Origin of the sequence: Paenibacillus sp. FSL R7-0297 (assembly GCF_038009025.1) — a bacterium.
Taxonomy (GTDB): Bacteria; Bacillota; Bacilli; order Paenibacillales; family Paenibacillaceae; genus Paenibacillus_AQ.
Map to the genome: position 1 here is coordinate 4165179 of NZ_JBBPAQ010000001.1, position 17954 is coordinate 4183132.

Genomic DNA, 17954 nt, shown 5'->3' on the forward strand with positions numbered 1-17954 from the left:
CTAGCTTATAATCATCTCGCCGTAATTGTCTGCAAGACCTCTCCGGTCAATCTTGCCGGTTAAGGTATGAGGGAATTGTTCTTTCATTATAACTTCGGAGAGCAGCATATAATCAGGCAGCCGTTGGGACAACCACAGATTAACCGAGGCAAGTGACAGGGAGTGGTCGGCCTGAATGAATCCTGTCAATGTGGCCTGCCCGTCCCGTACTATGGGAAGCACCGCGCATTCCTTAACCCCTGCGATGGTGAGAATATGCGACTCGATCTCTCCCGGCTCAATGCGGTATCCCCGGATTTTGATCTGAGCGTCTATTCTTCCCCTGAACATGATCCTGCCGGTATCGTCTATCTCGGCCATATCACCGGTCCGATAGATGGTACCGAATGCAGGGGAGGTAATGAATGCTTGCTCCGATGCATCTGCGGCATTGAAGTATCCCTCAGCTACATAGACAGAAGCGATTAGCAGCTCACCCGCCGGAATTCTATGAGTCCGCAGAAGTTCGCAGCTTTCTTGCGTTAAGCTCCCCCGCGGAGAGATAACGGTGAAGCTCCCTTCTCCGCGAGCGATAAGCAGCTTCGTGCCTGCGAGGGGTAAGCCCACAGCTGATGCATCCCTGGCGCTGGATATGAAATGGCCGGCTGAATAAGAGGATTCGGTCTGTCCGTAGAGACTGTATAACTTCGTGCCCGGAAGTCTCCCGGAACAAAGGCTGTAATCACCTGCGCGTAGCGCTTCTCCCCCCAGGACGGCAAGACGCAGAGAAGGAAGCTGAGGCAGCCGGCGGACTGAGGTGAAGAATGTACGGAACAGGCTCGGTACGCTGTGCCACACGGTGATGCCATTGCCTTCAAGCCAGCCGGGTAATCTTAGCAGATTCTCTGGAATGCGCAAATCCAGGGGATACAGACAAGCACCGGACAGCAGTCCGGCAAAAATGTCCACCACAGCGGCATCGTGACCAAAGGTAGAGAATAAAGTCAGCCGGTCATCTGCGGTAATACCCAGCTCGCGGATATAGGCCTCTGCAAAATGGACGATAGACGCGCCTTGCTGGACTACACCTTTGGGTATGCCTGTAGAGCCGGAGGTATACAGCAAATAAAGACGCTTATGTACCTTTTCCGGAATTTCAGCTTTACTGCCTGGCTTGATGGAGTGGGCGTCAACCCTTACAATATCCTCCGGAAATGGAAGCCCGGAGCCTATGGCTTCTGCAGCTGCCAATCCATCAAGGTCAGTAACCATAATACGGATTCCCGAATGCCAGGCAATCTGTGATAACCGGCCAGGTGGGTAAGAGGCGTCCAGGGGTACATAGACAAGTCCGGCCAGAACGGAAGCAACGACCCCGATAATTCCCTGAATGCCGTGATTGAACAGCAGTCCGCAGGCCGGTTCATCCTCTGGCAGCTCCATCCGGTCTGCGAGCCGGCGAAGCTCTGCTGCAACGGCACTGGCTTGGGTAATCAGTTGCTCGTAAGTGAGGGTTTGACCGCCATACCGGACGGCTGCCCTGGCAGAGTGGCGCCGGGCGGAGGCAACGAGAGCCTGCGCAAGCATCAGCTCACCTCCTGTTCACCCGCTATAGAGCCGGAATGGTTTAAGGGACGGCTCAGCAGCGGTGATAAATAGAGTAGAACCACGGAAGCAACACCGAGGCATATTACGCCGGCGAGCAAGGAGGACAGTGACACGCCTCCGTTCATGGCGAAGGACAGCAACGGAATTACAAGCATTGTGGCCGCGGAAATAAAAAATTGCCGGATGCCGGATATTCTTCCATGGAACTCCGCCGGCGCCGTAAGCTGGAGCGAATAAGTGAAGCTCGATACCGAGAAAGCATTGGAGACTCCCAGAAACAGCATTAATGGCGAGAGCCAGACCGGGTGGTTCATGAGTCCGATTGCGGCAATATTCAGTCCCTGCACAACCAGCGCCAGCGCGGTGCGGTTCATACGGATTTGGGAATGGTCCATCCTTCCGAATAGATAGGCTCCGGCAATGGCGCCAATCGAGAAGGCGGAATCCCATATGGATAGCCACCAGGAGGGTGCATCCATAGTCTCCAGAATTGGCGCATAGGAAATGTTGATGAAGGATACAACGATGAAATCGGCAGTGCACAGCACGGCCAATCCCAGTACCTTTGCATTTTTTCTGAGCACCAGCGCAAGCAGATCGGTCCATTCCCGCCAAAAGCGCTTGGGACTGATGGAGGCCAGAGCGGAACCGAACCCGCTGCCTTGACGGGCTCTGAGCTTTTGTCCCGGAATGGCTGCTAAACCTATACAGAGTGCTGACAGAAGATAGGAGATACCGTTAAGGGCGATGGCCACTTCGGGTGACAGGAATGAAATAACCACACCGGCGATACCGGCTCCCAAGAACTGTCCAATCTGAAAAAAGGTGCTGGTCCGGGCGTTATAAACGGCTAGCTGCTTGCCATCGGCAATCATGGGGCCGATGGCGAAGCTGGCCGTTCTGTAGAACGGGCGCAGCAGGTTGATAATGACCGCAGCGAGCAAGATACTTGCCGGATGACCGGCGAATACGAAAGCGGCTGCTGTCAAAACCGCTAAGCCGCGTATCGATTCGGCGATAAATGCACATTGCTTGGCACGTCCTCTGTCAACGGCGGAGCTGGCAATAGCCTGGGTAGAGAAGGTCAATACCGCTTCCATCATCAGCAGCAGCGCAAAGGGAGTGGAGGAACCGGTCTGATCGTACAGCAGTTTGCCGACAGCCAAAGTATACATACCGTTCCCTATATTGGTAATCAGAACTCCAAGTGGCAATAACATTCTGGGATTTGTAAACCGAATGTTCATGATTCTCCCTCCGTAATATCCGGTCAGCTAGTTTTGTAACCAATTTCAATTGAGGTCTCCAGCCGACTAAGCCATTCATGGTAATCCAGAGCCGGATCCGGCTCTGGCAATTGTCCCGTAATCCAGCCGAAATAAGCAAAGGAGTCGCTTTCCGGGCTAAGGTAATCACCGGTATTCTTACGGATCGCCAGCTTGCTCACATAAGGATTGGACAACACCTTCTCGGTTCCGTGAATGCTGTTAATGATGCCGTAGCCCTTATAGCCCATGTTGTACCAGTACATCCGTGTCTTATGCTTGGCCGACCTTGAAGACAGTTCTTTCAGATAGCGGATATCATCCGGTGAATGTGCTCCAAGAGAAACTAGAATAAAGGCTTCGGAGAATGGAAGGCCGGTGGCCCGCTCGAATAATTCGTAGAAGCATCCGCCCGCACCCGGGCGAAGAGCCGCCTCCAGCACATAACCCTCCTGCTTGCGCATACGGATTTCCGTATGACTCGCTCCGCTATACACACCGGCCGCACTTACGGCGGCATGGGACAGGGCCAGCAATTGCTGTTCAATCTCTTCGTCAAGGGATGGGTCGGTGAAATATAAGCGGTCCGGAAAGGTGGGACCCTGCGGATTTCCTTTGCTCATAATTCCGTCCATTAGAGGCTGGCCCTTGTACCAGATCGTGTCCACGGAGTACTCCTCACCGTCGATATATTCTTCAATCAGCGCTCCGGGCTGTTCCACCGCTTCGTTACCCAGGGTCGTCGCATTGAAACGGAAGATTTGCCTGATTTGTTTCACAAGCTCCTGCTCATTGCCGACAATTCGTACCCCGGCGCTTGCTGCGCCATGCGTGGGCTTGACGATGACGGGATAATCCAAGCGGGCGGATTGAAGCTCTGAAGTACGCTGGATCAAGGCGGAAGAGGGAGTGCGCACACCTGCCGTTTCCCAAATGGATTTCATCCTCGATTTGCTGCGCAAAATTTCACATGCGGTGACCGGACCGGGGGAAATCCCGAGCCATTCGGCCGTTCGGGCTAAGTTCACTGACAGTTGTTCGATGCAGGACACGATGCCGAGCGGAGTCCCCATTGCTTCCTGTATCACTGTCCCAAGCTGCTCTGGAGGAAGATAAGGATCTGCCTGATGCCAAGGATGCCTTAACGGTTTGGAAGGCGGTTTGACAAAAAACAAATGCGGCTCAACGCCGACTCTTTGCGCGGCATCGGCCAGCAGAGGACCGGTTTCGTCGTCCGAAAAAATAGCAACTGTTCGATGGGCCATAATTATACCTCGCCTTCAAATTGTAGTGGGGCGTACGAATATGTACGGTAGCTGTCAGCTGACTTGTCCGGAAGCCAGCATATTCATGATAAGGCGCGGAGTTGCCACTTGTTCTACCGAGAATGTCTCGTAATCAATGATAATATCCAGTGATTCTTCAATCCGTAGCACAAGCTCCATAATCGCGAGAGAATCCACGCCCAGTTCTTTAATATTTGTATCGGCGATATCATCATACTGGCAGGCGATTTGCTGCAGAGTCTCCGGAGGAACGAGTCCGCTGAAGATCCCTTCAAGTTTATTGTTCATGACTTTCCTCTCCTATCATCATTGCCTGGACTCCCGCAGCTGCTGAGCTTAAAAGAAGCTTGTCCGCTTCGGCAGCAAGGTTCTGCAATACGCTGAATTCCCGGATCAATTCCGAGAACTCCTGCACATAGGAATCCAGAAAGCCGGGCCTCGGACGGGAGCAAATAAGACTGGTCCATTTCAAAACGGCCTTTAACCGGATGGCGATGCTGTTTATGGCTGCAAACAAGGCATGCGAGCGGTGATCCCCGAGCCGCGCCGCACATTCCGGATCGGACGCAATGGAGGACCAGGCCCACAATAAAGGCTCTATTTTATTCGCCACATGCTTATGCATTCTCAGCTGATCTCTCTTGCTTAAAGGCGGGGTGAGCAATTCCTGCCTGCGCTTGTCAATGTCGGCTAACAGATCATCCAGACCGTCTGTGGTTAAAGTACGTGGTTCGCCATGGTTGTAGAGCAGCTGATGAATCCGCTGATAAAGGGCAACACCTTCCCCCTGCAGACTGTTCAGCAGAGCCGGGGAAGCCTGCAAGAACTGCAGGCTGACGGTAGTATCCTCATTTCTCGCCAATCGTTCCGCGAATTCTTCAAGCGGCAGAGGCAGGCATGCCCGGGAAGAAGTTTCGTTGGTTTTGGTGTAGATGACAATGTCGTTATCCATTCCTTCAATTAAAGTGCTGGTGTAATGAGAGCTTCCGTCAGGACGTTCGAAGCGGACCATCGCACTGGCTTTCCAGCCATCCGCAAGTCTTGGACGTATCGCTTCCCCAAGTTTAGAGGGGGATACCGAGACATGCTCTCCAAGCGCATCAACGATAGAAGCAAGACCATTGTGGACCGGCTGGACCGGCTCGTTGGCTTCGGAATAATGGAAACCCCAATAACGGTCCGAGAACAGCCAGGAAAAATTGCGGATGCCCAGGTTTCTTTTGAAAAAATGATAGATCACCCGGTCATAACAAACATAGATCAAGCTTTCTTCCATCTCTTCCGCGCTAAGCTCTACAGGTTCGAAACGGCGCAGCATGGATTTCATAATTTGTTCTCCTTTGCAGCTGGCGAATGTGTTCTAGAGAAGAACCGGCTGCTGTTTTAGTTTCGAACATACCGGACAATCCGGATCAGGCTTCAGTTCAATCTCGCGGAAGCTGGCAGATAATAAATCAAAATAAATCATCCGGTTTTTGAGCGATCGACCCGTTCCGGCCACATATTTAAGCACTTCCGCCGCTTGAAGCGTGCCTACAATTCCCGGGGTTACGCCAATTACACCAAATTCCTGTTTCTTGGGCGGCTCCTGAGGCTCCGGATATACGCATCGATAGCACGCGCTATCCTCGTCCGGAGAGATGAGCATCACCTGACCTTCAAAGTGAAAGATACTACCTTCCACCAGAGGTATGCGAAGCTCTACACAGACATCGTTCAGCATATATCTGGTATCCAGATTATCGACGGCGTTCACGACAATATCATATTGCGGCACGATGGACAGCGCGGTTTCACGGGTTAATCTTTCCGCATGAAGCTCGTAATGTAGCCCGGGGTTCAGACGATTCAAGGTTTGCTCCGCCGATTGTACCTTGGGGACACCGACATTGCCGGAATCATGAATGATTTGCCGGTTCATATTAGTCAGGTCCAGAACATCATGATCATAGATGCTTATATGTCCGATGCCTGCGGCGGCGAGATACAGCAGCAGCGGAGAGCCGATGCCGCCCGCGCCAATGACCAGGACTTTGGCCTTTTTGATGCGTTGTTGTCCTTCGGGGCCAATCTCCGGTAAGATCAGCTGTCTTCTATACCGTGCGAGCTCGTCTTGCGTTAATTCCGTTTCGGAATGAGTGGTCATGCGGTGCACATCCTTATCTAATTAGTGTTTGTTAGCAGAGGGGCTTCAGCCGCCGGCAAATTGCAGGATGATGCCAAGCTCATCGCCGGAAGCAAATTCGGTATTCTCGTTGTTAGCCTTGATCAGTTCATCGTTAAGCACGAACAGTACATTCCGTTTGGCCGCTCCTTCTTCGGTCCAGATTCTTTCGCCGAATTCGGAGTAGCTTTGTTGGAAGAAGGTCTTCAACTCTTCCATACTGCCAGCTTCAACATGCAATTCTTGCTTTTGTTCAATCAGGTGGCTCAAAAATTGCGGGATCAATACTTTAACTGTGGACATAGGTCAACCTCCATTTATCTTTTGGATACTCTGAAACCCAAGTCATATGCGTAAAAAGAAGCGGGCTCATGATGTCTGAACGCAGGACGGCACATATCTGTAAAAGAGTGAAAGCTTCCACCCCGGCAGCTTTTGTTACCGGGAACCATCAAGTTGACGGGATTCAGTACATCGCTCTTGTGATAGAATTCACTATCATACGTATCCAAACACCATTCCCATACATTTCCGAGCATATCGTACAGCCCGTATGGGTTAGCGGCATGTTGGGCGATTTCATGCAGAGAACCTTTTGAATTCTCGCTGAACCAGGCATGAGCGGCTAAATGCTCCTCGGCGCAGAAGAAAGGGCCGTAGATGCCGCCGCGGCAGGCATATTCCCACTCAGCTTCAGTGGGCAGCTCTGCATCACACCAGACCGCGAACATGAAGGCGTCATACCAAGTCACGTTTACCACAGGAAACCGGCTGCCTGATACCTCATAGCTTGCGTTATATTCATGATACATTTCCTCTGTTACAGGAATTTTGGAGATCCTGTAGGGTGACAGTCTGACGGGATGCAACGGCTCCTCTCCACAATACAAGTACTTAGAGTCAGGTCCCGAGCCCATGTTGAAAGGCTGCGGCTTCAGATCCACCATATGTGGAGCTATGAGCGCTTCGTAGCGCTCCTTCCGGTCTTTATAGAACCGGTAATATAGAATTTCTTCCTCCAGCGCGTGGGGCATTTGCTTCAGCAGCTGATAACCGTTGTACAAAATTTCTCCGTCGGTAACGACGGGGCGGCCGAAGCGGTCCGTCTTGAATATTTCCCTTACCAGCCGGATCAAATCATCCGGTACGGTTTCCTGCTCCAGTAGCTCAATAGCTGCGTCCTTGCTCACCTTACCATCCCCTTATGAAGTATATTGGATATCAACTTCGCCCACCCGCTTGGCGGAATCCACCGAAAAGATACGAATTTGCGGATATTCAACGGTCCGAAGCGAAATAAGCAAATGCCATACTTCCGGGGAAGGATGCAAATCAACATCCACTTTGGCCAGAATGGCAGGATGGCGCTGGTGGCTGTGAAAGACGCCGACTTTGTGCAGGTGGCTGTTTCTTATGTACTTCTCAACCCGCACCGTCTCTTCCGGAGAGGTTAAGAATCCGGCGTCTTTATGATCCAGATAATAATTTCCGTAATCATAGAACTTATCCATCATATTGTCCTTCTGGTCCTCTTTCATAATGATGTACTCCGTGGGGGCCCCGGATCTCTCATTAGACAGAAAGAAACCAAACGCCTTCTTCGGATACTGGGCTTTCACTTCATTAACAAATTGCTGTGCTAAAGTGCGATTCAATACTACGGACTTAACTGCCATCCAATCACTCCTTTATTATGAGAATTATTAAAAATAAAAGAAAAAATTCCCATCTATTTTTGGATTATAAACCAGTTCCCACAGCTCGTATGTAGCGAAAGTGTGAAAACTATGTTAATTAACCCAATTTATGTTTTCGTTGTGTAAACTCACATGATATGTTGCCTTTTCAGAGAGGACAAGTGATAGATATGTTTTCATTAGGTGGACATTATTAAGTTCGTGTAAAATTAAGAGGTTATACAAGAATACTTTGAATTCATCTCCCGAGACTATAAGGACAAATTTGCATATCATGAAATAGAAAAGCAAATTAGAAGACTAGTCCGCTTCGGGCTGTTTGAACAAGAGAGAATAACAAACATGTTAAATGATCTTTTAATCAATGAGGCAAAATCTGAGCAACTGGAGATATTAGGTATACTGTATGAGGAGTATTGCAGTGGCTGCAATTTCCTGAGATACCTTGCTCTATCTTATATTCTAACTTCCGATGAATATTTTACAGAATCCTTTCCCGAAAAGTTTGTAACTGAGTACGTTAGCAATGGAAACCGGGGTGAAAATAAAGCTTCGGTTTTTTTGTTGGAAAAAAATCACATGGGGGAAGTTCTTTTGGAAGGGCAAAAGGGGATATTGTCGAATATTAAAAAGATTATGGGAAGCAAATCGGTCAGGGAGTGTGCCAATAGTGAACAAAAAGTTTATAATGTCTAGTTTTCTTATCATGTTTTCAGTGGTATGTCTATCCATTACGGTCTATGCAGCCACTGCAGCATACTCTTTAAGGGTAAACGGGGCTGCCATTAAAGGGGAAGCTAAAGTCATTGATGGAGTGACCTATGTACCTTTGCGCACAGTTATTGAAGGGATGGGTGGATCATATCATGTCATGCCTGAGTCGAATACAATTAGTATTTTGAGAAGAGATATAAGTATGTACGGCGGGTACAATGAGTCCAATCCATTAATGTTTGGTTCAAAAGCGTATTTCGAAATGAATGAAAATTTTGATAAATTCATTGGTTCAGTCTCTATCGAAGAAGCGAATACGGGAAAGGACGTTTTGAAAAACCTAGAGGAGAAAAAAGGAACTGCTCCAAGCGGTTATACCTATGTTCTTGTAAAAGTGAACCTTGAAATCTTAGCATCTGAAAAACCTGGGGCATCGCTATCAATAAATAATTATAGGTTTGAGTATATTGACGCGGTAACTTTAAAGAGAACCCCTTCTTTTATGTTCTCCAAATATTCGCCCAGCGTATCCGAAGGAAATCCCTTCAACGGTTGGGTTGGATTCTTAGTTCCTGAAGGTCATCAATCTGGGATGATGGTTTTATCAAGTCCAGATGACCGGCAGAATGCTCTATGGATGAAGATAGAGTAACATCGTAATACTTAAGGATAATTACATAAGCTTCCGGTACCAGGTCTCTTGACTCTAACGTCGCGTAAACCTGTATATTTACTCTCAGAAGGAGGGATAGTCATCGAACTGCAAACCATCAGTCAGGTGTCAAAGCACTTTTCAGTCTCTACCCGTACCCTTAGGTATTACGAGCAAATCGGATTGATTACGCCTGCGAAAAAGGAAGATTCCGCATACCGCGCATACGATGCCGAAGCCATTACACGTCTGCGTCAGATTATCGTTCTGCGTAAACTGCGGATACCGCTCAAACAAATTGCCGGGATTCTGCAGAGCGCGGAAGCGCGCGTTGCCATCGAAGCCTTTGAGCGTAACCTTGCGGATATTGAGGACGAAATCACCGCGCTCTCTACCATTCGCAGCGTCATCAAAGCCTTTGTCGAATATCTGAATCTCAGAGGTGCGAAATTCGCGCTGCCTGACGACGCAAGTTTACTGGAGGTTGTGGATTCCTTGACTGTCTCGAAAATCAACTTCAAGGAGGAAAAATCAATGGAAGAATTAAACAAGGCAAATGAAAATTTAAACAAGCTGGCGGACAAAGATGTGCGGATTGTCTATCTGCCGCCCATGACTGTAGCTGCTGCTTATGCAACAGGAGAAGGCTGCGAAGGCAAAGCACTGGATATGATCACGCAATTTGTAACCGAAAGCGGACTGCTAACCATTAAACCCGACGCCCGGAGTTTTGGTTTTGACTGCTCTAAGGGGGCAGCAGGAATCGGAGAACCATCTCATGTATATGAGGTGTGGGTATCCATTCCGGGCGACACAGAGGTTCACGCGCCTTTAGTCAAACGAACGTTCGACGGCGGGTTATATGCCGCACATGTGCTCAGGGCATGGGACTTCGAGGACTGGCGTTTATTAAAAGAATGGGTTGACGCAAGCAATAAATATGATAATGATTGGGATTCTCCGCGCTGGACATCGCTGGAGACGGTTGCGGGGCAAGGATTTGAAGAAACGTTGAATTTTTATAATTACGTACAAAAAGGCGGTAAAATGGACGATTTACAGCTTGATTTATTGTTTCCGATTAAGGAGAGGGTATAAGAGTAGATCGCCGGGTAAGGCAGATTGAAATCGGCGGTTATAATTGGGTGTACTTAACATACAAAACTACACAGCTGTGATTATAACCGCAGATACTATAGAACAACGTGCCAGTGAATTCCAATCGGTATTTCCTCTTACATACGATAAACCTCCCAAACCATGATCAACTACTCCATATATATCTTCGTACGTGTAACAAAGCTGAATTCATTTCGTTATAGTCAATGAGTAATGGTTCCCAATAAGAGCGAGAAATCAATGGAGGAGGGGACGGTTTGGTCAGAATTGTCTTAACATTAATGACGCTTCTATTCAGTTTAACGGGCTGTTCCGCTTCCCATAGTGCCACAACATTAGACCACAATGCTACTGCGGCAAAAGATTATTTGGAATCTAAGGGTTACAAGGTCTCTTCGTATGAAGGCTCCAGTGAAGTCTACACCTTAACAAAAGAAAAGTTAATGAATTTACCGTATTCCAATTACTGGGGGCTGCAAACCGAAGATCCCAGTGTTTATCTGGACAAAGAGGTTAACGTACAAAAGTTCATAGTAACAAACCATCCATTGGATAACTGGAAATCCACAAGCGCCAAACCGGAGAATATTGTTAAATCTAAAGGGAAAACCGCAATTTGGATCTATGTCGTGGATAACCAGGCAGTAGGCGGACATTCTTATCCAGTAATCGATCAGGCCATGGATGGCGGCGTATGGTCATTAGATGGAAGAACATTAGAAGAAGTGCATTCTATGAGTTATAAAGCTTGGTTAGAGCAATGGGAAGCAAAGTTTGGCAGCTAATGAAATATTAAGAATCGCAACGATTCGTTATGCCATGGGTGTCACATATCTAAGAAAGGGTGGATCCGATGTTCTACGTTAATTCAAGAGCAATCATTGAACGATTCAATGATGGAGAACCTGAGATTGTCATACAAAGAAGAATGAAAACAGATTCCTCCTTTAAGTTCGAGCTTCCCGGGGGGAGAATTGAACCCTTTGAGTCGTTGATCCAAACACTGATCAGAGAGGTTAAAGAAGAGACTGGATTAGATGTATACGAAATAGAAGGAAATGAGACAAGAATTGATACGATAGGAATTAATCCGGAATTTGAGGTGGAATGCCTTAAACCATTCGCAGCCTATCAAACGGTTAAAGGTCCGGTCGATTCGGTCGGATATTATTTTAGATGTAAGGCAAAGGGTGAAAGAACAACGAACATGTAAAGCAAGCTGCGTTTCAGGAAAGCGAAGCCTTTAAAGCCAAAACTAAAGAACGCTACAAAATTGAAGCCGAAAATAGCGAACTCAATCACAGACACGGGTACGATGTTGCATCCTCCTCGGGTTTAGTTGGCGTGGAAATTCAGGGAGCTATGGCGATATTCACTGTTAGGTTAAAACGAATATTGAAACTTATGGACGAGAGCAGTTTTTTCAAACTTATTTTTTGCTGGATGTCCCCAATTGGCCCTGATCGTTCGCTGCACATGTATACACTACACCGTACTCGGTAAGATGCAGAAAAATCATATCCTGTTAAAATTCCTTTACTTCTCGGAAGCCCTTGCACTTGTACAGGCGAAGAGCGAAACGTCGTCGCCCAGTTGTCCTTTGTCATTCATCCCCCAAGGGTCAGAAGCTTTTGTCATCCTTTAATAAAAGACCATGATTCTATAGAAACGATACTTTCACAAACTTTGAACTGGGGGTGGATGCAAAGATAGGCGTCGGATTCAAAACTAGACATATCATAAATAATAGTACATACCTTTTCATGTTACTCATTCGGAAAAATTCCTTAATAGTTGATTTAATTTTCAATTACACTTTCTGGTTTAATTTGGTCTAACTTAGTTTCAAAGCGGCTTTAAATTTGACTTATATAGAGTGAACTTAAGAATCTGACTTACTGCATCAGTGAAGTCCTTGCTCAGCAAGAGGTTCGCTCACCGGCTCGCCAACATTGTTAAGTTCAGCTTATATAGTGACATTATTCATGCAATATATTAGTAATTTATGGTAAAGTTCTTATATCAAAAAAGAAGGGATTGGTATTATTGAAAAAATTAACCTTGTATGCATTTTCATTTACATTAATTGCGAGTCTTTCTCTCTCTTCGGTAGTTTTGGCTGCTCCAATTGATAATAGTACATTGAGACAGGTGCAAACATCTGGGGCAGATAAGACTTGGGTCGGTGAATGGCAGGGGGAGGATACAATTATCGTTGACTCCCTTGGCAATGTTACTACCTCTGGGGAACTCAAAAAAACATCAAGTTTAGTATTTCCAACAGAATCTACAACTATCCGAGACGTATTAATTCAACCGGACTTACTAACTCCCACTTTTGAACTCCCAAACGAATCTTTTGCCACCTTGGCATCCGATTATGGTCATGCATGGCCCTATTCGGCTGTTAATAGTTCTGCAGTTAACTGTTATGGTTATGCTACCAAAGCCCCAGGGAAAATGAATCCTGGCGATGGAGATGGTGTTTCGAATCTCGCAGATTCACAATATTTTACGAATGTAAATTATGTTGCTAACCTGGTTGTCCAAGATGGAAATACAAATCCATTATATTTTATATCTGGCTGGCGAATACTAAGTAGCAGAACTGCTGCCGTTAACGCCGATGAACATCGAATAGCTTTAAGAATAGGTTGGATTGATACCAATGGTAATGGTAAAGTTGACCTTCCCGACCAGTATGGTTTTGGTGGAGATAATGTCGATTATCATTTTATGCTTCAAAATAGCACAGGAACCTGGTCAGAAAAACACGGTCCAAATCCATCGCAAAATACTGGAATTACTGATCCAAGTAATTTTATCTGGAGCAATGGTATCTACTATAATTTTTATAACAGTTCTACGGTTTATATTGCTGCCAAGGTTCACTAATATCTAACACACATACAAGCGGTGGTTGTCATTTCTGCCGCTTGTTTATCTTATTTTGATAAAAATATATTTCATTAAGAACTCAGACTTAATTAACGTTTTTAAATAATCATTTTTAACAAAACTCCGCAATCCGCTACAGTCATGATCATCTTTCTCTAGAATATCCTTTAATAGCGCTATCCCCTTATCGACTGGAGAGTCTTTATCCTTTGATGTTATGAAGTTGAACGAAGTGCCGGACTCTAAGGGATGGTTACTTGCGGTTGTGGTTTCTGTTATCGCAATTATTGTTACCACTATTGTTTGGGGTGGCTTTAAGGACTGAGGATCAGCTTTATTTGAATTTTCCGCTTGCTGTAGCAGTCCCGCTACTGGATTGTAAAGAAATGATTATGAAATTAATGAATGAAATGCATAATGATTTGATTGTGGTAACGGAGGAGCTGGGTTTTGGATTTGTTCTGAGTGAAGATGAATATTCAGATGTGACGATAGAGTATTGGAAGAAATGAGATCGCCAAGTATCACCAAAGATTCTTTATCCGCGGAATCACGTTAGCATCTGTTAAGGAAGACAGGCTGCTGTTCCATCATGCAGATTAATAATCAGAGCAAAGGAGATATAACATGCTACCATCACTTGCGTTTCTTAAACATCAATTAGAGGGGATTCTGCGTAATAAATTTGCCCAGGGGCACCAAACCTCCGGTTATCTAGCCCGGTTGGGACAGCTTCCCGCAAGCTATGATGCCTATTTAGAATTCGCCCATAGCCTGGCTGATATTCCAATGCGGGACAATTGGCCTTACTATGAGCCGGATGATTTGGAGGAGATATGGCGGGAATGCGACCCGGATAGACCTCTAGGCCAGATCGGAGTATTGAATCTGAAGGACAGCTCCAAGCGTGTAGAGGCAGGATTCCTCGCTTCAGTCTGTGGTTCAATGTTGGGCAAACCGATCGAGATCAATCCCAATTTGTCTGAATTACGTCAAGCGTTAATCTCGGCAGGCGAATGGCCGCTGAATGATTATATTTCTGAAGAAGTTCTCCATGCCTTGGATCGTCGTCATTGGTCCTGGTTCGAGACAACGCGGGGGCGGATTCGTTATGTAGCACCTGATGATGATATCAATTACACCTTAATGGGAATGATGGCGTTAGAGCAATTTGGTGAGGGTTTTACGAAAAGGAATCTAAGAGATTTATGGATCAATCATCTTCCGATAAGTACAACGTGGGGGCCGGAGAGGGCCATCCTGATTCGGTCGGGGATTAGCTATTTGGAGCATGACCGGGAACGATTCAATCCTTCTGAAATAGAGGCTTGGCCCGACTTCCTGGTGCAAGATACAGAACTATGCGGGGCGGCGATTCGTGCAGATGCTTACGGCTATGCCTGCCCCGGTCAACCCGCTCTTGCCGCTGAGCTGGCTTGGCGTGATGCAAGTTTTACACATCGCCGGACGGGGATTTATGCCACGATGTTCATTGCCGCTGCAATTGCTGCCGCACACGTACTGCGCGATCCGCTTGAAATACTAAGCACTGCACTACAATTCGTACCTAGAAGGAGCCGATTCTATGAGATTACCGAGGATTGCCTGCAGATGGTAGGGAATGCAGATAACTGGCTGGAAGCTTATCAGGGCATTCATCAGAAGTATGCGAATTATTCCCACTGTCAGGTGTATCAGGAAATGGGTACTTTAATGAATACATTTCGATTTGCAGACAATGTCGGTGACGGGATATGCAAGCAGGTCATGCAAGGCAATGATACGGACAGCTTCGGAGCAACAGCAGGTTCGCTGCTCGGGGTGTATTTCGGCTCGGACAGCTTGGAAGCGAGATGGCTTGAACCTTTTCAAGACCGGATTCATACGGGGTTATCTAACTTTCATGAGCAACAACTATCCCGCTTGGCTGAGCGCATAGGGCGTTTGCCAGAGCTGTTACATACCGGCCAGCACCGAATTCAACCCAGCGAGCTGTATGTGAATGAGAATTTGGGTATTTGAAGCAGGATTGGCTTGGCGGTTAGGTCTGGAAGTGTAAACATGGCTATAGCTGAGGAAGGACTAGATACATATGGGAAATATTGTACGGCAAGTTATTCATGAATGGAATCCATGCGGTTTATTACCAGAAGCACCTATAGATGAGTTTGATGCTGAAATTGAAAAAGTCGTCCAATCCCTAACAGCTGAAGTGGTTAAGCATTTGATATTCAAAGGTGACTTTGAAGTTATATCTGATAAATGTGTCGAGGATAACATGGACGAATGAAGACAGGATTTTATCGCTAAGGGGATCAACACGCATGACAATACAGGATGTATTGAAGGAAGTTGTAAAAGAAACCATTGCTCCCTTGTTTAAGGTAGAGGGGTTTAAGAAGCAGGGCAATAACTTTGCCCATGTTTGTTCTAACATCTCTGCGACAGTGAACATTCAGTCATCAAAGTGGAATACACAAGATGAAGTTGAGTTCTTTTTCAATACAGGCATTTATATAGAGGAATTATTCGGAACAGTTTATTTATACCCGAAACCATCTTTTCCAATGGAAATAAACTCCGTTTTACGGATTCGTGGCACTGAACTAACGAAAAATGATAGTTGGTACAGATTGACTATCAATACTAACATTGAACAACTTAAACGAATGATAATGAAAGACATTACAGAGTATATACTCCCTCACCTTCGGCAGTTTGAAAGTATTAACGATGTAATCAAAGTAATGGAGTTACGAGAGAAAGATGGGATTTACGAGAATCCCCACTACTTAACGGTACTCTATTGCTCAATAGGTGACATGGAAAAAGCACAGGCTCGCATGACAAGAGTGTTTAACGAACTGAAGCTAAACTCTCAAAAAGAGTTTGCTACAGGATTGGCTTACCGATTAGGTCTGCAAGTGCAATTACGGTGAACCTTATAAGTAAACACAATGTCGTCGTTTGGGAGGTTCGTTATGCGATTTACAGATAATCTTCTCTAGACAAGAGGCGATTGACGTGGATAACAGAATGGTTCATGGCATACATATGCGGATGTTGCTTTTATAGGTATTATTTGACTCATTTAAGGGACACGAGATAATGATATCAAAGATAATTTGCTAAATGAAGTTACTAACACTTACTCAAATGAGCTATAGAATTGTCTGGAGGCTGAATATTCAGTCTCCAGATTTCTTCAGTAGGAGGTAATTCATGAAAAAAATGAGTATCTTTTCAATTTCAATTATACTTTTAGTCATTTTGATTTATGTATTTGCCAGACCAAAACCAGATATCATTAGTGTTAATCTTGTGTCCGAAACGAATGAGATCACTTACTCTGACAGTGAAAGCGTTCAAATCTTCGAAGATGCTATAAGAACTGTTAAAAAAGTACGCGGGTCTGTTGATGTGGGTCCACCAACTTATCGAATGACTGTTACTTACGCTAATTCTAAAGTTGTTGAATACAGCCTTTATATGGATTTTAAAACCAAAAACGGCTTCTTGATTAAACAAAGTAATAGTGAAAAGATGCTGGACTTAAAGGATCATAATTCGGAAGAACTCGCCGATCTGTTAAGTAAAGAAAACAAAAAATAATTTCTAAGGTATAGGGTCTGCTTATTTTTCTAAGTTATTGAACTTCTATAATATCCATAAGTAAGACATGGATTAGGTATGCGAAACTATGAGACACTAACTTCCCTTAGTGTCTTTTTTCCTTTTAACGGGTAATACTGACTATGATCAAAACCGCTTAAGGAGGCTACATAAATGGAGAGCAAGGAAGGCAAACAGCCTAATCGATTAATAATTAATCAAATATTTTTTGAAATGCCAGGAGGTCGTTGTCCTAGTGAATAATATATTTGATCTATCACATTCAAAAGAAATTTTAGTGCGCATTGATCAATTAATGCAAAGCACTCAACCGCAATGGGGTCGAATGGATGTTGCTCAAATGCTAGCGCATTGCTCCTCTTTTCAAGATATAGCAATGGGAAAGTCCCATTCCCCAAGAAGTTGGTTAGGAATGTTGATAGGAAAATTTGCAAAACCAATTTTTTATAACGACAAACCACTTCCTCGCAATATGTCTACTATTCAAACCATAATGATTGTGGATAAGAGAGAATTTGAAGTAGAAAAAGAAAAGCTAAAACAAAATATACTAATATTACAAAGTGATGGTCCTAAGAATTGTAACAATCGTCCACATCCTTTTTTCGGAGTACTCACTTCCGAGGAGTGGGGGAAAGGGATTTACAAGCATTTGGACCATCATTTAAAGCAATTTGGCGTTTAGATTAAGTCCAACAAAAGGGAATCGATAATACTATGACAATATGCAGCCGAGAGATCGGCTGCATATTCAGCTTAAGGGCAGGATAACACTATAACTTCGGTAGGAACAAGTAAGTACTTAGACATTCTTTTGCGAAGAACAATAAGAATTCTATCCCTCGTCTCTATGTATATAATCGCTGAGTTTGAGCAATCAGAAGTCAAACACTTCGTCGTCAGTGATTTGAGGTAGGTAAAAGTTCGGAACCGCTGTTG

Annotated in this window: 21 protein-coding genes and 1 pseudogene; 13 read left to right on the forward strand and 9 right to left on the reverse strand. The window is 45.5% G+C overall.

Annotation, left to right across the window (positions count from 1 at the left end):
• The 9 genes from MKZ24_RS18205 to MKZ24_RS18245 are packed head-to-tail and all read right to left on the reverse strand — an operon-like array spanning nucleotide 1 to nucleotide 7840.
• Entirely contained in the window at nucleotides 1-1566 is a 1566-nt protein-coding gene (locus MKZ24_RS18205) for an AMP-binding protein (RefSeq protein ID WP_340785212.1), read from the reverse strand.
• On the reverse strand, nucleotides 1566-2834 hold the full coding sequence (locus tag MKZ24_RS18210) for an MFS transporter (protein ID WP_340785214.1): 1269 nt from the start codon (nucleotides 2832-2834) through the stop codon (nucleotides 1566-1568). The genes MKZ24_RS18205 and MKZ24_RS18210 overlap by 1 nt, the downstream gene beginning before the upstream one ends.
• Before the next feature lie 23 nt (nucleotides 2835-2857).
• Nucleotides 2858-4117: an ATP-grasp domain-containing protein gene (locus MKZ24_RS18215; RefSeq protein ID WP_340785216.1), complete on the reverse strand. Its 1260-nt coding sequence runs from the start codon at nucleotides 4115-4117 to the stop codon at nucleotides 2858-2860.
• 54 nt (nucleotides 4118-4171) lie between these two features.
• Entirely contained in the window at nucleotides 4172-4426 is a 255-nt protein-coding gene (locus MKZ24_RS18220) for an acyl carrier protein (RefSeq protein WP_042237233.1), read from the reverse strand.
• Nucleotides 4416-5465, reverse strand: a complete 1050-nt coding sequence (locus MKZ24_RS18225) for a hypothetical protein (protein WP_340785221.1) — start codon at nucleotides 5463-5465, stop codon at nucleotides 4416-4418. The genes MKZ24_RS18220 and MKZ24_RS18225 overlap by 11 nt, the downstream gene beginning before the upstream one ends.
• Nucleotides 5466-5498: 33 nt before the next feature.
• Nucleotides 5499-6284, reverse strand: coding sequence for a HesA/MoeB/ThiF family protein (locus tag MKZ24_RS18230; protein ID WP_340785223.1), 786 nt, complete (start codon nucleotides 6282-6284; stop codon nucleotides 5499-5501).
• A gap of 45 nt (nucleotides 6285-6329) precedes the next feature.
• Nucleotides 6330-6605 carry a MoaD/ThiS family protein gene (locus MKZ24_RS18235; RefSeq protein ID WP_340785225.1) on the reverse strand — a complete coding sequence of 92 codons (276 nt, stop codon included), beginning with the start codon at nucleotides 6603-6605 and terminating at the stop codon, nucleotides 6330-6332.
• 14 nt (nucleotides 6606-6619) lie between these two features.
• Nucleotides 6620-7492 (reverse strand): formylglycine-generating enzyme family protein, encoded by an 873-nt coding sequence (locus tag MKZ24_RS18240; protein WP_340785227.1) that lies wholly within the window; start codon nucleotides 7490-7492, stop codon nucleotides 6620-6622.
• Between the two features lie 12 nt (nucleotides 7493-7504).
• Complete coding sequence (locus MKZ24_RS18245) at nucleotides 7505-7840, reverse strand: hypothetical protein (protein ID WP_340785229.1); 336 nt, start codon at nucleotides 7838-7840, stop codon at nucleotides 7505-7507.
• A gap of 501 nt (nucleotides 7841-8341) precedes the next feature.
• Between MKZ24_RS18245 and MKZ24_RS18250 the strand changes: the two genes are divergently transcribed.
• The 13 genes and pseudogenes from MKZ24_RS18250 (at nucleotide 8342) to MKZ24_RS18310 (ending at nucleotide 17700) form a co-directional block, all read left to right on the forward strand.
• Nucleotides 8342-8695 (forward strand): hypothetical protein, encoded by a 354-nt coding sequence (locus MKZ24_RS18250; RefSeq protein ID WP_340785230.1) that lies wholly within the window; start codon nucleotides 8342-8344, stop codon nucleotides 8693-8695.
• Nucleotides 8670-9365, forward strand: a complete 696-nt coding sequence (locus MKZ24_RS18255; RefSeq protein ID WP_340785234.1) for a hypothetical protein — start codon at nucleotides 8670-8672, stop codon at nucleotides 9363-9365. Before MKZ24_RS18250 ends, MKZ24_RS18255 begins: the two co-directional genes overlap by 26 nt.
• Before the next feature lie 126 nt (nucleotides 9366-9491).
• Nucleotides 9492-10463: a MerR family transcriptional regulator gene (locus tag MKZ24_RS18260; RefSeq protein WP_231637908.1), complete on the forward strand. Its 972-nt coding sequence runs from the start codon at nucleotides 9492-9494 to the stop codon at nucleotides 10461-10463.
• 278 nt (nucleotides 10464-10741) lie between these two features.
• Nucleotides 10742-11269, forward strand: a complete 528-nt coding sequence (locus tag MKZ24_RS18265; RefSeq protein WP_340785236.1) for a hypothetical protein — start codon at nucleotides 10742-10744, stop codon at nucleotides 11267-11269.
• 143 nt (nucleotides 11270-11412) lie between these two features.
• Nucleotides 11413-11697 carry an NUDIX hydrolase gene (locus MKZ24_RS18270; protein WP_445253835.1) on the forward strand — a complete coding sequence of 95 codons (285 nt, stop codon included), beginning with the start codon at nucleotides 11413-11415 and terminating at the stop codon, nucleotides 11695-11697.
• Nucleotides 11679-11900, forward strand: a pseudogene (locus MKZ24_RS18275) (IS5/IS1182 family transposase); the annotation flags it as partial. The gene MKZ24_RS18270 and the pseudogene MKZ24_RS18275, both read left to right, overlap by 19 nt.
• Before the next feature lie 630 nt (nucleotides 11901-12530).
• The gene (locus MKZ24_RS18280) at nucleotides 12531-13379 is read left to right on the forward strand and encodes a hypothetical protein (protein WP_340785240.1); all 849 of its coding nucleotides are present in this window, start codon (nucleotides 12531-12533) and stop codon (nucleotides 13377-13379) included.
• 341 nt (nucleotides 13380-13720) lie between these two features.
• The gene (locus MKZ24_RS18285; RefSeq protein ID WP_197072944.1) at nucleotides 13721-13894 is read left to right on the forward strand and encodes a hypothetical protein; all 174 of its coding nucleotides are present in this window, start codon (nucleotides 13721-13723) and stop codon (nucleotides 13892-13894) included.
• A 115-nt stretch (nucleotides 13895-14009) separates the two neighbouring features.
• Entirely contained in the window at nucleotides 14010-15404 is a 1395-nt protein-coding gene (locus tag MKZ24_RS18290) for an ADP-ribosylglycohydrolase family protein (protein WP_340785243.1), read from the forward strand.
• Nucleotides 15405-15474: 70 nt separating this feature from the next.
• Nucleotides 15475-15672 carry a hypothetical protein gene (locus tag MKZ24_RS18295; RefSeq protein WP_042237218.1) on the forward strand — a complete coding sequence of 66 codons (198 nt, stop codon included), beginning with the start codon at nucleotides 15475-15477 and terminating at the stop codon, nucleotides 15670-15672.
• Nucleotides 15673-15706: 34 nt separating this feature from the next.
• A complete protein-coding gene (locus MKZ24_RS18300) occupies nucleotides 15707-16321 on the forward strand; it encodes a DUF4304 domain-containing protein (protein ID WP_340785247.1) in 615 nt (204 codons plus the stop codon).
• A 283-nt stretch (nucleotides 16322-16604) separates the two neighbouring features.
• Nucleotides 16605-16994 carry a hypothetical protein gene (locus MKZ24_RS18305; RefSeq protein ID WP_042237215.1) on the forward strand — a complete coding sequence of 130 codons (390 nt, stop codon included), beginning with the start codon at nucleotides 16605-16607 and terminating at the stop codon, nucleotides 16992-16994.
• Between the two features lie 256 nt (nucleotides 16995-17250).
• Nucleotides 17251-17700 (forward strand): DUF1569 domain-containing protein, encoded by a 450-nt coding sequence (locus MKZ24_RS18310; protein WP_042237212.1) that lies wholly within the window; start codon nucleotides 17251-17253, stop codon nucleotides 17698-17700.
• The last annotated feature ends 254 nt before the right edge of the window (nucleotides 17701-17954 follow it).